Genomic DNA, 17,813 nt, shown 5'->3' on the forward strand with positions numbered 1-17,813 from the left:
ACGCGACCGATCGAGGGGCCGGTCGTCGACGACCGGCTGGTGGTGGCCCGCCGACAGCGGGGGGCCACCACCAAGATCATTCTCTATTGAGCAGGTACGCCCGGTCCGGGGCGATGGTCACGTCCACGTTGGTGCCCTCGACCAGCGCTTCCCTGGAGTCCTTGCCCGACTCGGTCACCGTGATGGTGCCGCCGGCCGTCTCCACCTCGTAGTCGATGCTCGGCCCGTGGAACGTCGAACGCAGCACCACGCCCATGCCGGTCCCACCGTCGGTGACCGGGGACAGCGTCACCGTCTCCGGACGGACCATGAGGTACGCGTCCATCGATCCGGACGCCACCGTCGGATGGGCGGGGACGCTCAGCCGTCGGCCGAGCACGGTCACCATCGCCCTACCGTCGGCGACGCCCTCCGGCACCGTCTCGACAAAATTGGCCCGGCCGATGAAGTCCGCCACGAAGACACTGGCCGGACGGGCGTAGATCTCGCCGGGCGTCGCCGCCTGCTCGACCTTGCCCTTGTTCATCACCACGATCCGGTCGGACATGCTCATGGCTTCGTCCTGGTCGTGGGTGACGTAGATGCTGGTGATCCCGAACATCTTCTGGATGCGACGGATCTCGGCCCGCATGGCGTCGCGCAGCTTCGCGTCCAGGTTGGACAGCGGCTCGTCGAACAGCAGCACCTTCGGCTGCACCACCAGCGCCCGGGCCAACGCGACCCGCTGCTGCTGGCCGCCCGAGAGCTCGTGCGGGCTGCGGTTCTCCAGGCCGACCAGGTTCATGCTGGTCACCGCCATCCGCATGCTCTCGGCGATGTCGGCGCGGGTACGCCGTTGCAGCCGCAGACCGTACGAGATGTTCTCCGCGACGGTCATGTGCGGGAACAGGGCGTAGCTCTGGAACACCATCGCCATAGGTCGACGCTGGGGCGGCATGTTGTCGATGGCCTTGCCGTCGAGCAGGATGCGCCCGCTGGTGGCGTCCTCGAAACCCGCCACCATGCGCAGCGTGGTGGTCTTGCCGCAGCCCGACGGGCCCAGCAGGGTGATGAACTCCCCCGGCATGACGTCGAGCGTGACGCTCTCGACTGCGGTGACGACGCCGGCACGGCCCGTGAAGCGCTTGGTCAGAGCCTCGAGTTGCAGGCGTCCGGTGCTGGGCTCACGGCGTCCGGCGGGGTCGAGCGCAGCGGCCTCGGCGGGCGCGGCGACGGTCATCGTTTCGGCCTTTCAGACTTGGCGGTGCGTTGCAGTGCGACGCCCCCACCGACGATGAGGTGGATGAGCGCGAAGGCGGCCAGTACGAGAACGGTCAGCACCGTGCAGTAGGCGAATGCCACCCCGTACCGACCGGTGCTGGCGGCGCTGAGCACCTGCGACGTGATGATCTTCGTCTCGGGCGTGACCAGCAGCACGATCGTCGACATGGAGGTCATGCTGCGGGCGAAGCTGTAGCTGAGCCCGGTCAGCAGGGCCGGCCTGATCAACGGCAGGGTCACCCAGCGGAACGTCTGCATCGGACTGGCCCCGAGGTCGGTCGACGCCTGCTCGATCTGCGGATGCAGCTGGGTCAGGGCGCCGACCGCCGTGCGTTGGCCCGCCGGCACGCTGCGGACCACGTACGCCACGACGATGGCCATCGCGCCACCGGCGATGGCGCTGCCGCCCACCAGACTGGGGAACACCAGGTAGTCACCGATGTACCGGTCGGGCCGGTAGGCGAGCACGAACCCGATGCCCAGCACGGTGCCCGGCACGGCGACACCCAGGGTGCCGCCGAGGTCGAGCAGCCAGGCGGTACGGCGCAGGTGGCGCACCACCAGCCAGGCGATGACCAGACCGAGGATGGCGGCGACCGGAGTGGCGATGACCGCGAACGTCAGCGTGTCGAGGACCGCCTCGACCCCCACCCCGAACAGCACCTCTTCGAGGTACTCGAAGGTGAGCGTGTTGTCCACGCCGAACACCTTGGTCACCGAGCCGACGATCACCGTGCCGTAGAGGCTGACGATGACCGCGGCGGCCAGCAGCGCCAGGCCGTACACCGGCCAACGGCTCCAGCCGGTGATCAGATGGATCGACCCGGAGGGCCGACCGGTGATGGTGGTGCGCACCTTCTTGCTGAGCCACCGCCGCTGGCCGAAGTACATGGCCAGGGACGGCACCAGCAGAATCACGCAGTAGACGGCGGCGCTGGTGGTGTCGTACTCACCGGTGACCGCCAGGTAGGCGCGGCTGGCCAGCACCGTGTAGTCGCCACCGAGCACCAGCGGATTGGCGAGGTCGGCGATCGCCTCCACGAAGAGCAGCAGGAACGGGGCGACGAGCCCGGGAGCCAGCAGCGGCAGGATCACCCGGCGCATGATCTGCCAGCGGCTGGCGCCCATGTTCATCGCCGCCTCCTCCAGCGCCGGGTCCAGGCCCCGCATCATGCCGAGCAGGCCCAGGTACGCCACCGGGAACAGCGACAGGGACAGTACGAAGACCAGGCCGTCGAGGCCGTAGATGTCGTACTCGAGCCCGAACAGACCGTTGCTGATCACGCCGCGCCGGCCGTACAGCACCACCGTGGCGGTGGCCACCGCGAACGGCGGGCTGACGATCGGCATCAGGGCGATGACGTGCAGGATCTTCTTACCCGGCACGTCCAGCCGGGTCTGGACGAACGCGAACAGGAACCCCAGGGCGGTGCCGAAGAGCCCGACGAGCGCCCCGAGCACCAACGTGTTGCGCAGAATTCCGAGATCGACGGCGGAGGTGAAGAACTCCGCGTACCGGGGCAGCGCGTCCGGCGCGAAGGCCGTGGCCAGCACCGCCACGAGCGGGACCGCCGCGCCGATCGCCACCAGTACCGCGCAGATCCCGACCAGTACCCTGAGCCCCGCGCTGAGCCGACGACGCCGCCGGGGTGCGATCACCTCGGGCGGGGCGGTCACCCCGGGGTCGGACAGCAGCGTGGTCATGACTTCGGCGCCTGCGCGACCTCGGTGTCGAACCGCTTGTTGAGGGCCGACTTCGCCTTACCGGCCGCCACGGCGTCGTACTCCACCATCTTGATGCCGGACAGCGGGAGGACCTTCTCCGACACCTTCGCGGTCGGGTTGGTCGGGAACTGGTACGCCTTGACGGTCGGGCCGATCTCCTGCGCCTCGGCGGTGAGGGCCCAGTCGATGAACTTCCGGGCGCTGGTCGGGTTCTTGGCGTTCGTCACCAGGGCGACGCCGCCGGTCTCGTACCCGGTGCCCTCCGCCGGGAAGCTCACCTTCAGGCCGGGGAAGCCGGCCTCCATGGTGGCCACGCAGTCGTGCGCGAAGATGATCCCGACCGCGACCTCACCACGGGCCGTCATCTGGCCGGGGGCCGAGCCGGACTTGGTGTACTGCAACACGTTCGGGTGCAGCTTGCGCATGTAGTCCAGCGCCTTGCCCTCGTCGCCACCGGCCAGCTGCACCTGCGTCCAGAGCGTGGTGTACGCGGTGCCCGAGGTCGACGGGTGCGCGATGCCGATGTCCTTGGCGAGCTTCGGGACGAGCAGATCCGCCCACGAGTCGGGAACCTCGACGCCCCGCTCCGCCAGCAGCTCGCTGTTGCTGCAGAAGCCCAGGGCGCCGACGTAGACGCCGGTCCAGGTGCCCTGGGGGTCCTTGTACTTGTCCGGGATGGCGCTCGCGTTCGGGGAGACGTACGGCTCAAGGAGCCCCTCGCCGCCGGCCGCGGCGTACCCGTCGGCGGGCCCGCCGTACCACACGTCGAACTCGGCGTTGCCCTTGCCCGCCTTGATGCGGGCCAGCGCCTCGCCGCTGGAGAGCCGGACGAAGTCGGCCTTCACCCCGGTCGACTCGCTGAACTTCTTCGTGGTCGCCGCGCACCAGTCCTCGGTGGCGCCGCACACCACGTGGACCACGCCGCTGTCCTTCTTGGCCCCGTTGCTGCCGCCCTCGCGGGCGCAGCCGGCCACGCTCAGCGCCGTCGAGGCCGCCAGCACAGCCGCCAGCAGCGCCCGGTTTCCCCGCCACCTGTCCGTCGTCACGACGTTGTCTCCCTACTGAGGCCGCAAATTTGATGTGAGCGATGTAACGGCCACGTTAAAGGCGCGTGAACGGGGCACCGGTGACGGTGATGTGAGTGCTGGTGACGCCGCCGTCACCAGGTCGGCGGGGAGGGCTTCCCGTCGGGCGAGTCGGCCGCCATCTCGGGCATCAGGTAGCCGACCCCGCGCAGGGTGCGGACGTACGCCGATCCGCCCGGCAGGCCGGCGAGCCGCGACCGGAGCCGGTACACCGCGGACTTCACGACGTCCCGCCCCCCGATCAGGTCCGTGGTGCCCCAGACCTCCCGCAGCAGGTCCTGCCACGACTGCGGCACGCCACGGCGCACCGCGAGGTGGTGCAGCAGCTTGAACTCCGTGAACGGCAGGTCAAGCCGATGCTGCGCCAACGTCGCGGTCTGGGTGGACGGTTCGATGACCAGTTCCCCGACCCGGATGGTGGTGCCCGTGCCCCGGCGGCGGCGCACCAGCGCCTGGGCGCGCAGGGCCACCTCCCGCGGGTGGAACGGCTTGGTGACGTAGTCGTCGGCGCCGTGTTCCAGGCCGGCGATGACGTCGTCACGCTGGGCCATCGCGGTGAGGATCATGATGGGCGCCTCCGAACGCGCCCGGATCCGCTGGCACAGGGTCAGCCCGTCCATCGTCGGCATCATCACGTCCAGCACCACGAGGTCGACCGCGTGCGTCCGGAGCAGGTGCAGGGCGGTGGCGCCGTCGTGGGCGGTGAGGACGGTGAAGCCCTGGGTCTCCAGGGCGAACTCCACGATGATCGTCATCTGCGGCTCGTCGTCGACGACCAACGCGGTGGGCCCAGCCCCGGGCTGCTCGCCGGGGCCCGTCATGGCCTGTCCGGCAGGGTCAGGAGGAAGGTGGTCCCCCGGGTCGACGCCGTGTGCACCATGATCTCGCCTCCGTGCAGCTCCACGATGGTCTTGGTGATCACCAGGCCGAGGCCGGTCCCATCGGCCAGCGGCCGGCCCGTGGCGAAGCGGCGGAACAGGCGGTGCCGCTCCTCCCGGGTCATCCCCGCGCCGTCGTCGGTCACGTACACCGCGACACCGGTGTCGATCAGCGCGACGCGTACGTCGAGGTTCCCGCCGGTCGTGGTGAACCGGCTCGCGTTCGACAGCAGGTTGGTCAGCGCCTGGGTCAGCAGCATCGGGTCCGCCGGGATGCGCGGCATCACCTGCGGCATGTCGAGGCTGATCCGCTGCTGCCGCTGCGTGCACAAGGGTCGCATCGCGGTCACCACCTCGCGCACCACCACCGAGACGTCGACCTTCTCCAACTGCGGGGTGAACAGCCCGGCCTCGATCTTGGCCTGGATCAGCAGGCTCTCGCACAGCCCGATGACCTGCGTGCACTGTTGATCCAGCACCTGCAGGAAGCGGGCCTGCGCGGGGGTGAGCGGCCCTGGGGTGCCTTCCCGTAGCAGATCGACGGCGCCCTTGATCATGCTCAACGGGGTCCGCAGCTCATGGCTGAGCGCGGTCACCTGCTCCGCCCGCCGCTCCACCAACTGTTCGAGCTGCGCCAGCTCGGCGGTCCTCGCGGTGGCCGTCCGGCGGACGATCAGCGCCATGATCGAGGCACCGACGAGACCACCGACCACCGAGGCCGCCGCCATCGCCCACGCGGCACCCATGCCCGGCCCTCCTCAGTCGCTGCCCAGCGGCACGCCGAACCCGGTCGCGGCCCGGCGGGAAGGCGCGGATGTCGCGACATCGCGGCAGCCGTGTGCATTCTGACCGTCGATCAGCTCGCGGGCAACGGCCGGACGGCCCTTGATCATGAACAGTCTTCGCTGGCCCGGGCCCGGAAGGCACCCGACATCGAGGAGCCACTCCTCCCCGGCGCACTCCGGCCCGAGGAGGGCGGGCCGTCGAGATCGGCCGAGGCTGGCCCCCCTCGGGGTATCGCTGAACGTGTCCAGGGTGGTTCGGGTGACCGTCTGGTACGTGAGCACGGTGCCGAACACTGGACGGACTGGAGCCTGCCGGTTTCCACCGGATCCTGAGGGCCGCCTCAGCGCACCTGAAGCTCGAACAAGGAGTAGCCGTACTCGTTGAAGCGCTGGGTGCAGTACACCCGGACGTAGCGGCCGGGCACCCGGTCGGCGGTGATGCTGACGGCCCCGCCCTGGCCGTTGGAGGTGGAGTAGACGGACTGCCATGTCCTGCCGTCCGTCGAGACCTCCACCCGGTAGCGCACGGCGTGCGCCCGTTCCCAGTGCAGCACGATCTCGCTGATCTGCCAGCGGGCGCCGAGGTCCACGATCAGCCACTGCGGGTCGCTGAAGCCACTGCTCCACCGGCTCACCGGGTCGCCGTCGACGGCCTCGGCCGCGCCAAAGAGCACGCCCTCCGAACTGGAGGCGGTGGCGCTGCGGCCGAGGGCCAGGTTACGGCCGGTCGGGTTGGCCGAGGCCGAGACGGTGGAGACGGATGGGCCGGCGGAGGGCGAGGCGGTGGAGGCGGTGGAGGCGGATGGGCCGGCGGAGGGTGACGTTGGCGGCGTCTTCGGGGCGGACACACCCACCGACGGGCTCGGGCTGGCGGAGAGCAGGGCCGGCGGGGCGGGTGGAGAGCCGGCCGGCTCCGACGGGGCGGCAGCGGCGCTGGTCCTGATCGGCGCCAGGGAGGCCGGCTGCGGATCGGTGTCCCGGTTGCGCAGGAGGCCGGCGGCCGTCAGCCCGGCGAGCACGAGCAGCGCGGCGAGGACGGTCGGCAACAGGAGGCGCCGGCGCTTCCTCGGCGGAAGGTGGCGGCGGTGCCTCGGTTCGGCGGCCGTCTGCGGGAGCGAGCGCGAGCCGGCCTTCTCGCCGAGCAGCATGGCGCGCAGTTCCGGCGCCGTCGGCCGGTCCGCAGGATCCTTCGCCAGGGCCAGCAGTACCGGAGCGCGCAGCGACTCCGGCAACCCGTCCAGGCGAGGCGGCTGGGTCAGGATGCGGCCTGTGGTCGCGGAGGGCGAGTCACCGAGGAACGGCGCGCGGCCGGTGCCCGCGTACGCGATGACGCAGCCCCACGCGAACACGTCGGCCGCCGAGGTCACCGGCGTCTTCGGCTCGCCGGACAACTGCTCCGGCGCCAGGTAGGTGACCGTGACGTCCGTACGGGTGTGGTGGCTGGTCGCCTCGGGCGGCCGGGCGATGCCGAAGTCGATCACCTTGGTGCTGCCCGATGGCAGCAGGACATTGTCCGGCTTCAGGTCGCGGTGGATGACTCCCGCACCGTGCATGCCGGTCAGCGCGGTGGCGACCCCCACCGCCAGCGAGTGCAGCGCGTCACCTCGCAGCGGACCCCGCTCCGCGACGACATCGTTCAGGCTGGGGCCGTCGATGTACTCCACCACCAGGAAGGGCGGATCGTGGTCAAGGTCGGCGCCGATGAACTTGGCCGTGCAGAACGGCGGCACCTGCCGGGCCCGATCGGCCTCACTGCGGAACCGGTCGATGAACTCGGGATCGGCGGCGAGGTCGGCGTCGATCAGTTTGATCGCCACGGGGCTGCAGTCCGCGTCCTTGGCGAAGTAGACGACCCCCGTGCCGTCGGTGCCCAGCCGGCCGACGAGCTGGTAGCCCCCCAGTGTGGCGGAGTCGACCGCAAGCAGCGGACCCACGCGGTGTGCGGCGTCCACTGTAGTTCTCCCCACTCGCAGTAAACTCACTACGTTGTAACAGGTCGCGGCCATGATCCGCAATGCCTGGCCGCTACGTGCCGCTCCGGCGGGCCACCGGGGGCCCGGGCGCGGACTGTGGCGTGCCGAGGGCCGTCGCCAGGGCGTGGCCCGCCCGGCCGGTCCCACCGGCCGGCACGACGCCGTAGACGAACCGGTCCGGCCGCAGCACCACCGCCTCGACGCGATGCCGGCGCAGCCAGGCGCTGATCGTCCCGTCCACATCGACAAGGTCGACCCGCTCCGCCCCGCCGTCCCCGCGAAGCGGCGGCAGGCCCTCCGGCGCGGTGCCCGCCCGGTGCACGACGGCGAAACGCACCGCCGGCTCCCGCCACTCCCCCCGCGACGGCTCGGCGGCTCCGCCGAACCCGAGCACGGCGAAGCCGGCACCGAGCGCCTCGTCGAGAAGGTGCGGCGCGGGCCTGGCCGCCGTCGCGACCCGAGGCTGGGGGAACATCGTCCCGACACCGCCGTCGCACCGACCGCCCGCCATCAGCCCGGTCGGGTAGGCCGGCAACGGCTTGAACTCGAAGTGCCGAACGAACCGGCGTATCCGGGGGACGGTCTGAAGGACCCTCAGTGCGCTGTCGCGCAACCATGCCGCCGACCGGCTCCGCACCAGGAAAACCCGTCCCAGCCGGGCGCTCGTCCGCGCCATCGCCGTGGCGTGCGGACGCCGCTCGATCTCGTACGTGTCCAACAGCGTCGGGTCGGCGGCGCCGGCGAGGACCAGGGCGACCTTCCAGCTGAGGTTCGCCGCGTCCCGCAGCCCGCCACAGAGTCCCTGCCCCAGGAACGGGGGAATCCGGTGGGCGGCGTCGCCGAGCAGGAACACCCGGCCGACGCGCCACTGCCGTGCGACGAAGTGGTGGTAGGTGCTGACCACCGCGCCGGTGACGGCGAAACGCGACGGGTCGACGTACGGCTCCACGAGTGCGCCGATGGTCTCCGGCCGCCGCATCTCGTCGGCGGTCTCCCCGGGGCGCAGCATGAACGCCATCCGATAGCTCCCCTTCGCCCCGGGTGACGCGAAAGCCGGACGCCGCCAGTCGCAGACGAACGTCGTCCGCTCGACGCGGATTCCGTCCGGCGCAACATCCCCTGAGATTTCGAGCCAGGGCTCCGCGTAGCTGGAACCCACCACGCCGATGCCGGTGGCGGCGCGGGTGGTGCTGCGGGCGCCGTCGCAGCCGAGAACGTAGCGGGCCCGCACCATCCGGCTCTCCAGGGTGATCACGTCGCGCAGGACCAGGGTCACCCCCTCGGCGTCCTGCCGCAACGCCACCAGCTCGACGCCGAGGCGGAGGTCGACGTGGCCGAAGCGGCCCAGGCCGGCGCGGAGGGTCTGCTCCAGCGGCCGCTGGTCGACGAAGCCCAGCGGCGGGTGGCCGAGGCCGAAGTCCACCTCCGCCAGGGCGACGGTTGCGACGGCTCGTCCCGCACGGTTGACGTACTCGGCGACCGGGACCGTATGCGTGTCGCGACTCACCTGCTCGACGAGGCCGGCCTGCTGGTAGATGCGCAGTGCCTCGTCGTCGCAGGAGAGCGCGCGCGGGCGGCCGTGCGGCGACGCGTGTCGCTCGACGACCAGGGTGCGGACCCCTCGGGCACCGAGCAGGTTGGCGGTCAGCGCGCCGACGGGTCCACAGCCGATCACCGCGACGTCGACGTCGTGGACCTTCTCCTGCGCCGGGGGCATGGGACGTCTCCTTCCGGCAGGACCCCGCGACGGCCGCCGGCGCTCCTGCCCGTCAACGACACCAGGCAGACGTAGAGACCATGTGGAGACCGTGTGGAGGTGACCCGCCGCGAATCAGCCGGCCCGGTGGCGATCCGTGTCGTCCGGCCCGTACCGCGTCGGTCGGCGCGAGGGTGCCGGTGGAGCCGTCTCGGGGAAGCTGTCCAGCAGCAGCCCGGCGCCCTGCTCGACGGCAAGCAGGGCGCCGGCACGCAGTTCCACCGGGTCGTGGCGGGCTGCGCCGCGGATCCGGCGCAGTCGGGCGACGCAGACCCGCTCCCCCAACTGCTCCGCCACGGACAACGCCTGCTCGGCCAGCTCCGCCGCGGTCGCCCGCTCACCCCCCACCAGGTACGCCTCGGCGACCGCGCACAGCGTGATGGTGCGGGTCGAGCGCAGCCCAGGACGGTAGATCGCCTCGCCGGCGGCCCTCATCGCCGGCAGCCGACCAGGGTCCCCGCCGTAGGCGCTGGCCCACTCGGCGAGGAACTCGCCGGTCGTCACGAAGTGCGGCAGCCCCGTCGCCGCGCCGGTCAACCGGCACCGCTCCGCCGCCGCCCGTACGCCGGGAACGTCGCGTTCCTGCAACGCCCTCCAGCCGTCGAAGAGCGCCGCGTTGGCACGGCCGTGCGGGTCGTCGACCTGGTCGGCGAGAATCTCGGCGGCCCGGATGTCCTCCCGCGCCGCCGCGCTCCGGCCCTGTAGGGAGCGGACCAACGCCCGGAAGTTGTGGGCGGCCAGCGCCGGCCGGCGGCCGACCTGCCGGCCGAGCAGTCGCAGGTCCACCTCGCGCAGCCGGTCGACCGCAGCCGTGAGATGCCGCTCCGCCTCCGGCAGCCGGCCGGCGAAGTAGCCGACCACGCCCAGGAGGTACTCGCCCGCCGCGCTGATCAGGCCGGTGCCGTCGTCCTCGGCGGCGCGGAGCCGGCGGGCGAGGTCGGCGCAGACCCCGAAGTCGGCCCGGTTGGCGGCCAGCTCACCCAACGCCCACAGCGCCGGCCGCAGATCCACCTCCGGCCCGACCATCGCCAACAGCTTCCGGGCCCGGGAACAGACCTCGTCGACCGGGTCACTGCCGATCCCCGCGGTCATCTGGAGCAGGGCCGCCCGGTGCAGCTGGACCGTCAGTTCGGTCCGCGCCGTCTCCGGCGAGACCGCCGAGTTCGGGGCGAGTCGCCGCGCGGCGCGGCCGAGGTGACCGAGGGCGTCCTCGTACGCCATCCGCCCGGTCGCGTCGTCGGCGGCGACCAGTGACCAGCGGAGATGGTCGTCGCCATGGCCGAGTCCGACTGCCTGGCCGTAGTGGTGGGCCAGTTCGGCGGGGGCCAGACCGCTGCCGGCCCGCTCGCCGGCGGTGGCGAGCCGGGCGTGCAGCGCGGCCCGACGCGGAGGCGCCAGCTCGGCGTAGGCCACCTCGGCGAAGAGCTGATGGCGGAAGCGCACCTTGCCCGGCTCCGCCTCGGCGACGAGCGCACTGGCGTACGCGGGCACGAGCCGCTCGCCCGCCTCCCCCACCGGCGTGCCGAGGGCCGCCGCCAGCACGTGCAGATCAAGTTCGTGTCCGGCGACGCCGAGCAGGTCGAGGCAGTCCCGGGCCGCCCCCGGCAGATCGTCGAGCCGCAGCCGGACGGCGTCCCGAACGGTCGCCGGCAACTCCACGTCCGCCGGGTCGGCCCCCGACCGGAGCAGTTCGGTGATGAAGAACGGGTTCCCGCCGGTGCGGTTCACCAGTCTCGCCACGACCTCGTCCGGCGGACGCGCCCCCGTGCCGGCTGTCAGCAGGATCGCCACCGAGGACGCGTCCAGGCCCCTCAGCGCCAGCCGGGTGAAGTTCCGTTCCCGGGCCAGTTCGGCAACGGTCGCCAGCAGCCCGGCACTGCGGTGGTACGGCCGCGACGTGACCAGGACGAGGGCACGGGTGCCCGCCAGAAGCGGGGAGAGGAACCGCAGCAGCAGCAACGAGTCCGGGTCGGCGGCGTGCAGGTCGTCCAGCACGACGAGCAGCCCCCGCTGCCGGGCCACGGCCCGGATCAGGTCGGCCACCGCCTCGTACGCCCGGAACCGCGCCGCCGGGTCGAGGTCGGCGCCCGACGCGGTGAGCGGCTCGGCGGCGAACCCACCCAGTGACCGCGCCTTCCCGGTCTCGCCGGCCTGCGGCATCGCCCGCAGGCTCCGCACCACCTGGGTCCACAGCCAGAACGGAGGCGCCTGCCCGACGTTCGGACACCTCCCCCACACCACGGGAGTCCCGGACGTCGCGGCCCTGGCGCTGACCGCGGCAGCGAGGCTGGTCTTGCCGATCCCCGCCTCACCCACGACGGCGACCAACCGACCGTCGCCGTGCACGGCCGCGACCAGCGCCTCGCCCAGCCGCGCCAGCTCCGCGTCACGCCCCGCGAGCGCGCCCGGCACCTCGCCGGCCGCCGCAGCGACGGGCCGGACGCCGCCCGCCACCGGCGACCCGACCACAGCCCGGGGAGCCTCTCGCACGGGCGCCGACGGGGCGGGCGCGACCGCCGTCGCCGGGGGCACGGCCTGGTCCAGGACGAGCCGGTGTGCCTCGCGTAGTTGCTCGCCCGGATCGAGCCCGTACTCGCGGGCCAACAGCCGTCGGCCCTCGTCGTAGACGGCGAGTGCGTCGGTCTGCCTCCCCGACCGGTACAGCGCCAGCATCAGCCGGGCCCGGGCCACCTCCCGCAGCGGCTGCGTGGCCACGAACCTGCGCAGCTCCGGCAGGAGCGTCTCGTGCCGGCCGGCAGCAAGGCCCGCCGTGAGGCGTCCCTCCTCGGCACCGAGACGCAACTCGGCCAGCCGTGCCGCCTCGGGACGTACCGCGTCCAGATCAGCGGCGGCGGTCAGCGGCTCGCCCCGGCACAGTGCCAACGCGGCGCGGTAGCACCGCTCGGCCGCCGCGGCATCGCCCGCCGCGAGCAGTTCCGCCGCCCGGCCGACCAGACGCTCGAACCGGACCGCGTCGACGGCGTCCGGCGCGATCCGTAGCTCGTACCCCTTCGGGTGGCCGACGAGAATCCCGCCCGGCCCGCGAGGGGCGCGCTGCGGCTCCAGTGCCCGGCGCAGCCCGGCGACGTACGTGCGCAGGGTCGTCTGCCCGCTGACCGGCGGCCGGCCGTTCCACAGCGCGTCGACGAGCCAGTCGGCGGCGACGAACCGGTTCATTCGCAACAGCAGCAGGACCAGCAGCGCCTGCTGCTTGGGGGCGCCGGCCGCCACCGGTTCGCCGTCCCGGACAACCTCAAGCGGACCCAGCACGTGGAACCGCACACCGTCACCACAACGCCCGTCCGCGTCCCGGTGCTGTCTCACCAGGTGCCGCCCGGCAGGACCAGACGGACCCGGGTACCCGGACGGACCGGCCGGGTACTCGCGGGACCGATGGTGAGCTCAGCGCCGATGCCCTCCGCCCGTTCCCGCATGGAGCGGGTGCCCACCCCCGCAGTCGCGCCGGCCCCGGTGCCGACCCCCTCGTCCGCCACACACACCTCCAGGCCGTCCGGGCCGCGCCCCACCTCGATCGTGCACCGGTCCACGTCGGCGTGCCGGTGCGCGTTGCGGACCGCCTCGGACACGATGCCGTAGACGGCGGTGGCCACGGCGTCGGGCAGGCTCAACTGCGGCGCCCGCACCAGCACCGTCAGCCCGGCGGTGGCGTAGCGCTCGCGAAGCCGGTGCAGCGCCGGCAGCAGCCCGCCGTCGTCGAGCAGCGGTGGCCGCAGGTCCCGGGCGATGTCCCGAACGCTTATCGCCTGCCGGTCCACCTCGGTCACCAACCGTTCGAGGAGGTCGTCGGCGGCGGCGATCTCGGGGAGGCCGCGGTGCTGGTGCAGCATGTTGCGTCCGGCGGCGAGTGCCAGGGCGATCCCGCTGAGCGCCGGTCCCAGTTCGTCGTGCAGGTCCCGGCGCAGTTTCCGGCGCTCCTCGTCGCGTGCGCGGGCCAACCGGAGGCGGGACCGTTCCAGGTCCCCCTGGGCGGTCGCCAGCTCCGCCAGGGCGGTCACCACGGGGGCGAGATCGGCCAACACCGTGTTGGCGCGGCGGCCCACGCGTTCACCGGCTCGTGGCCAGGCCCGCAGTACGCCCACCTCCTTGTCCGGACCGGCGAGCAGGATGGTCAGCGGCGGGCCGGCGGCGGCCGGCGGGCCGTGGGGCCGGCGTGGTCGAGGTGTCGCCGGAGGGGACGGCTCACCGATGAGCGTTATCGTCACCTCCGCCAGCCACAGCGAGTCGGCGATCCCGTCGGCGACGGCGTCCAGCATCTGCCGCCCCCGGTCGGTGGTGCTCAGCCGGTCGGCGACCTGGCGGATCAACGGCTGGTCCGCGTCGCCGTGCACGAGGCGGTCGACCCGGCGCCGCACCCACCGGCGCAGGGGTTGGCAGGCCGTGACCAACAGCGCGACCATCAGCATCCCGGGCACGGCCGAGGAGGCGGGCGTCACCGGGCTGAGCAGCAGCACGCCGCCGGTGTAGGCGCCGACCGCGATCCCGGTCGTCAGCGCCCAGACCAGGGTCCGGCGGACGGTGGGTTCCAGGTCCCGCAGTCGGTGCCCCAGTAGCACCACCAGGGCCGAGGCCGGGAAGAGCGCCTGGGCGCAGAGCAGCACCAGCGGTGCGATCGGCACCGGGACGGAGAGCGGCAGCACGGGGTCGAGTGCGAGCGGCAGGTGCGCCAGCGAGAGCAGCAGGGTGCCGACCGCGAGCCAGCCGAGGCCGTGCCGCTGCCCTGCGGGCGCGGCGTGCCGGCGGGCCAGGACCCCACCGGCCGCGGCCAGTCCGAGCAGGACGAGTACGGGTTCCCGCCACGGCTCGATCGCCGCCCGCACGGCGAGCAGGGTCGGGTCGGTGAGCGGGATCGCGTACGCCCCGGGGAAGGTCAGCACGCAGGCCTGGGCCAGCGCGATGAAGGCGGCTCCGCTGCCGATGGCGATCCGGGCGGCCCGGCGCAGGGGCCGCACCGGCAGCAGCCAGGGAAGGACGACGATCAGCGCGTAGAACCCGGGCACCCGGGTCCAGTCGGCGGCGCCGAGCAGTTGGGCCGGCCCCCACAGGTCGGGCCACCGGTGCACGATCATGGCCCAGCCGGTGGCGGCGGCGGAGACCGAGCCGCCGACACCGGCGGCGGCCATGATCCAGGCGGCCGGGTGGGCGCGGCGCAGGAGGGTGAGCCACGCGACCACGCCGTAGACGACGCCCACCACCAGGTCGACCAGGGAGTAGAGCAGCCACGGGTGCCACGGCGGGGCCGCGACCCACCAGGCGAGCACCGTCCCGGCGGCGAGCCCACCGGTGATGGTCAGCACCGTCCACGCCGCGACGGGGCTACGCCGGTCGCCGCCGGGACTCGTCATGCCGAACCTCCGCAACTGACCGGCCCCGGTTCGGCGCGGCCGGCCCGGGTCCGCGTGGCACGTATCTTGCCGTGCCAGGGTGTTCGGTGCCACCGCGCATTCGCCGCCGGATCGGCGTCGAACGCGCGGGTAGCCGGACCCGTGGCGTCCCCGACGGTACGAGTCGTGACTCGACCGTCGACTCTCCGCGCGCCCACCCACGGCAGGGCCGCAGAGCGTCAGGCCACGTCAGAAGCTACTGACCAGCTTCACGAACGCGTCGTCGATCTTCGCCGTGTCGCGGGCGTCGAACGCCTTGCCCGCGGACGCCTTGGCGATCCGGTCCAGGGTCACGAAGTCGGACTGCTCGTCGAACGCGATGCAGAAGATCTTGACCGGACGCTTCGGATCCAGCGCGACATCCTGAAGCAGCCGGGCGAGCCTGGTGTCCTTGCTGTATTCGTTCTTGCCGTCCGTCAACACGACCACCGCGTTGATCCGGGACTCGTCATAGTGGTCGAGCATGTAACGGTGTGCCGCCCGTACGGTGGCGTACAACGCGGTGCCGCCCTCGACATGGAGACTGCTGATCTTCCTGGTGAGCGCCTTCTGGTCGAACGCCGACAGTCGGATCTCCTCGCTGTAGGGCGATTTCGGCCGCTGACTCGTCTCGGACGAGAACGACCAGAGCGCGACCTGGTCCTCGGAGTTCAACAGGCCGAAGCCCTTTGCCGCTGCCGCGGTCGCCACCTGGAATCTGCTCTGGTCACCGATCTTGGCGTTCATGGAACCGGACGTGTCGACGGCGACAAGGATGTTCGCCTTCTTGCGCAGCGTGCCCCAGCCGGTGAGGATCGCCTTGACCACACTGGGATTCGGCGGGTCGAAGTAGGTGAGATCGGCCGCCCCGCGCCCGCCGACGGAGGCGACCAGCGGGTCGGACGCGTTCCGCTCGTGGTCACGGAAACCGAGCCGGCTGAAGCTCCGCTGCTGTGCCGGCGCCTGGAGGTACTCCAGAAAATCGGCGGCGGCGGCACGCTGCTCCGCGTCGGCCGAGGGAAGGACCACGTACGGGTGGTCGAGGTTGAACGTGCCCTCCTTCGGATACAGCGCGACCAGCGGGACTTTGGGCTTCTCGCCCCGGGTCGGACTCAACTCCCCCTCGTTGTACTGGTAGACCAGCTCCTCCTGCGTCACGATCGCGCTCACGTCGGTCGGGGCCGACGTGCCGGTGCCGGACAGATCCGCCTCGGCGAGGTTCTTCAGCAGGTCCACCACGTCGTCGCTGTAGTGGGACACATTGGCCTCGATCCGGCGGACGAACTGGGTCACCCTCGGATTCGCCAGGTCGCTCTCGGTCAGGTCACTGGCCCGGTTGATGGCCGCGTAGTACGTCGCGATGATGGCCGCCAACCCGGAGGTGGACAGGTTCGGGTTGACCTTGCCGAAGGTGAACCGCCCCCACTCGGGGCGGCCGAAGGTGGCCCAGCCCGTCCGCCCGGACAGGCCCAGGACCTCGCCCCAGCCGAGCGGCCCCTGCCGCTGGAGAAGCTCCCCCTTCGGGCGCGGCAGGGCGATGACCAGCGGGCTGTTCGCGATCGACGGGTATTTTCCGGAGGTCTGTGCCGGGCGCCCGGCGGCCTCGTCGAGCAGCTTCAACTGCCCGGTCCACAGGGTCGACGTCGGCAACCACACCTGCGGTCGCGGGAGGCCGGGCTGCTTGGCGGCCCAGTCGCCGGCCAGCGCGTCCGTCGCCGCGCCGGAGGTGAGGCCACGTACGGTCACGGTCGCGCAGCGGCCGTCGAACCGTCGATCGCTCTTGTTGTAGCGCTCGGCCAACTCGCCGAGCAGTACGTCCTTCTCGACCGATGAGCTGACCTCCAGCGGCGTACACCCGCCGTCCGCCGCCGGCCGGACGAACAGGTAGGCCGCCGCGATGACCGCGACTCCGGCAACGATGGCTGTGGTGTACGGCAACCACGGCCGAGCGTTCGGGCGACCTGCAACCATTGGTCCTCCAGCGTGTCGGCTGACGGTGTCGACATCGAGCCATCTTCATCGTGATGATGCTGGTCACGACGGGTGCGGGGAGCCCCGAGGAGGATGCGGGCGAGGCTCCACGTACGACAGCGGCCAGCCGGGATCCGATGCCCCGACCGAATGCCTTGCCGTGCTGTCTTACCCTGCCACGATCCCGCTGTCCAGCCGAAGCCTGAACCACCTCGCCGAGCCTATCCGTCACCACCGCCGGCAGCGTCGATCCCCCGCTGGCGGCGTCTCGATTCCGGCGGCCCCGATTCGCGGACGGCCGACTGACCCTGCACGACACCTTGGACAGAACGACTCGCGTTCGGCCAACCCGAGCCGCGGTGCGCCCTACCTCATGGAACTGAGCAGCCCGATCTCCGGCCGCAGGGCGCCGTCCTGGCCCAGCGACAGGAAGTCGGCCTCGACCTCGGCCCGCTTGAGCACACCCGCCCGCACCGCCTGGTAGCGCACGGCTGACCAGAGGAAGACGTCGAGGTTGTCGAAGCGGGTGTCGCCCTCGACGACCTCCTCCTCGTGGAACCAGAGGCCGACCTGCCCGTCGGTGAGCACCACGTAGAGGCTGCCGCTGCCGTCGGCGCCGATCGAGTAGACGTCGTCGTCGGTGAGCGCCGTCTGGTAGTCGGCGTCGAGGATCCCGCAGTCGTTCGCGGCGAAGTCGAACCCGTAGGACCAGTCGTACACGTCCAGGAACTGAGGCATGCGCCCGGACCGCACGCGGCGGTCGAACCCCGCCAGCGCCGTGGCGGCCGATGGCGGGAGGCGGTCGAGCATCGGCGCCACCGGCCGGGTCTCCACGGGGACGGTGACGGGAGAACGGCCGGAGAACCACCGTACGAGGTCGGCGTCGAGATCGCGTTCGACGTAGCCGGTCAGGTCATCAGGGGTGAGCGTCACCGGCGGATGCTAACCGGGACCTACGACGCGCCCTCGCCGGGAAGCAGCGGGGCCTGAACCACTCAT

General features: G+C 72.1%; 12 protein-coding genes and 1 pseudogene. 1 reads left to right on the forward strand and 12 read right to left on the reverse strand.

Translation table 11 applies throughout. The annotated features are described in order from the left end of the window. Positions 1–76: 76 nt before the first annotated feature. The 11 genes from GVV04_RS20860 to GVV04_RS20910 all read right to left on the reverse strand — a co-directional run bounded on the left by GVV04_RS20860 (position 77) and on the right by GVV04_RS20910 (position 16,781). The gene (locus GVV04_RS20860) at positions 77–1,219 is read right to left on the reverse strand and encodes an ABC transporter ATP-binding protein (protein ID WP_161689748.1); all 1,143 of its coding nucleotides are present in this window, start codon (positions 1,217–1,219) and stop codon (positions 77–79) included. Beyond that, positions 1,216–2,964 carry an ABC transporter permease gene (locus GVV04_RS20865; RefSeq protein WP_161689749.1) on the reverse strand — a complete coding sequence of 583 codons (1,749 nt, stop codon included), beginning with the start codon at positions 2,962–2,964 and terminating at the stop codon, positions 1,216–1,218. Before GVV04_RS20865 ends, GVV04_RS20860 begins: the two co-directional genes overlap by 4 nt. Beyond that, a complete protein-coding gene (locus GVV04_RS20870; RefSeq protein WP_201753857.1) occupies positions 2,961–4,031 on the reverse strand; it encodes an ABC transporter substrate-binding protein in 1,071 nt (356 codons plus the stop codon). The genes GVV04_RS20865 and GVV04_RS20870 overlap by 4 nt, the downstream gene beginning before the upstream one ends. A 113-nt stretch (positions 4,032–4,144) precedes the next feature. Continuing rightward, positions 4,145–4,891 (reverse strand): response regulator transcription factor, encoded by a 747-nt coding sequence (locus GVV04_RS20875; protein WP_161689750.1) that lies wholly within the window; start codon positions 4,889–4,891, stop codon positions 4,145–4,147. Then, positions 4,888–5,694 carry a sensor histidine kinase gene (locus GVV04_RS20880; protein ID WP_161689751.1) on the reverse strand — a complete coding sequence of 269 codons (807 nt, stop codon included), beginning with the start codon at positions 5,692–5,694 and terminating at the stop codon, positions 4,888–4,890. Before GVV04_RS20880 ends, GVV04_RS20875 begins: the two co-directional genes overlap by 4 nt. Positions 5,695–5,706: 12 nt before the next feature. Beyond that, positions 5,707–6,027, reverse strand: coding sequence for a hypothetical protein (locus GVV04_RS20885; RefSeq protein WP_161689752.1), 321 nt, complete (start codon positions 6,025–6,027; stop codon positions 5,707–5,709). Between the two features lie 47 nt (positions 6,028–6,074). Continuing rightward, positions 6,075–7,685, reverse strand: a complete 1,611-nt coding sequence (locus GVV04_RS34025; RefSeq protein WP_328822490.1) for a serine/threonine protein kinase — start codon at positions 7,683–7,685, stop codon at positions 6,075–6,077. A gap of 73 nt (positions 7,686–7,758) precedes the next feature. Further along, positions 7,759–9,423: a bifunctional 3-(3-hydroxy-phenyl)propionate/3-hydroxycinnamic acid hydroxylase gene (locus GVV04_RS20895; protein WP_161689754.1), complete on the reverse strand. Its 1,665-nt coding sequence runs from the start codon at positions 9,421–9,423 to the stop codon at positions 7,759–7,761. Positions 9,424–9,537: 114 nt separating this feature from the next. Next, on the reverse strand, positions 9,538–12,732 hold the full coding sequence (locus GVV04_RS20900) for a BTAD domain-containing putative transcriptional regulator (protein ID WP_328822491.1): 3,195 nt from the start codon (positions 12,730–12,732) through the stop codon (positions 9,538–9,540). A 50-nt stretch (positions 12,733–12,782) separates the two neighbouring features. Further along, positions 12,783–14,825, reverse strand: a complete 2,043-nt coding sequence (locus GVV04_RS20905) for a sensor histidine kinase (RefSeq protein WP_161689756.1) — start codon at positions 14,823–14,825, stop codon at positions 12,783–12,785. A gap of 228 nt (positions 14,826–15,053) precedes the next feature. After that, a complete protein-coding gene (locus GVV04_RS20910; protein ID WP_235966498.1) occupies positions 15,054–16,781 on the reverse strand; it encodes a vWA domain-containing protein in 1,728 nt (575 codons plus the stop codon). 193 nt (positions 16,782–16,974) lie between these two features. Between GVV04_RS20910 and GVV04_RS20915 the strand changes: the two are divergent. Beyond that, positions 16,975–17,093, forward strand: a pseudogene (locus GVV04_RS20915) (IS5/IS1182 family transposase); the annotation flags it as partial. A gap of 87 nt (positions 17,094–17,180) precedes the next feature. On the opposite strand, the gene GVV04_RS20920 reads toward GVV04_RS20915, so the two are convergent. Next, a complete protein-coding gene (locus GVV04_RS20920) occupies positions 17,181–17,747 on the reverse strand; it encodes a hypothetical protein (RefSeq protein WP_161689758.1) in 567 nt (188 codons plus the stop codon). Positions 17,748–17,813 lie beyond the last annotated feature (66 nt).

The organism is Micromonospora rubida, from assembly GCF_009908295.1.
GTDB classification, from domain to species: Bacteria; Actinomycetota; Actinomycetes; order Mycobacteriales; family Micromonosporaceae; genus Micromonospora; species Micromonospora rubida.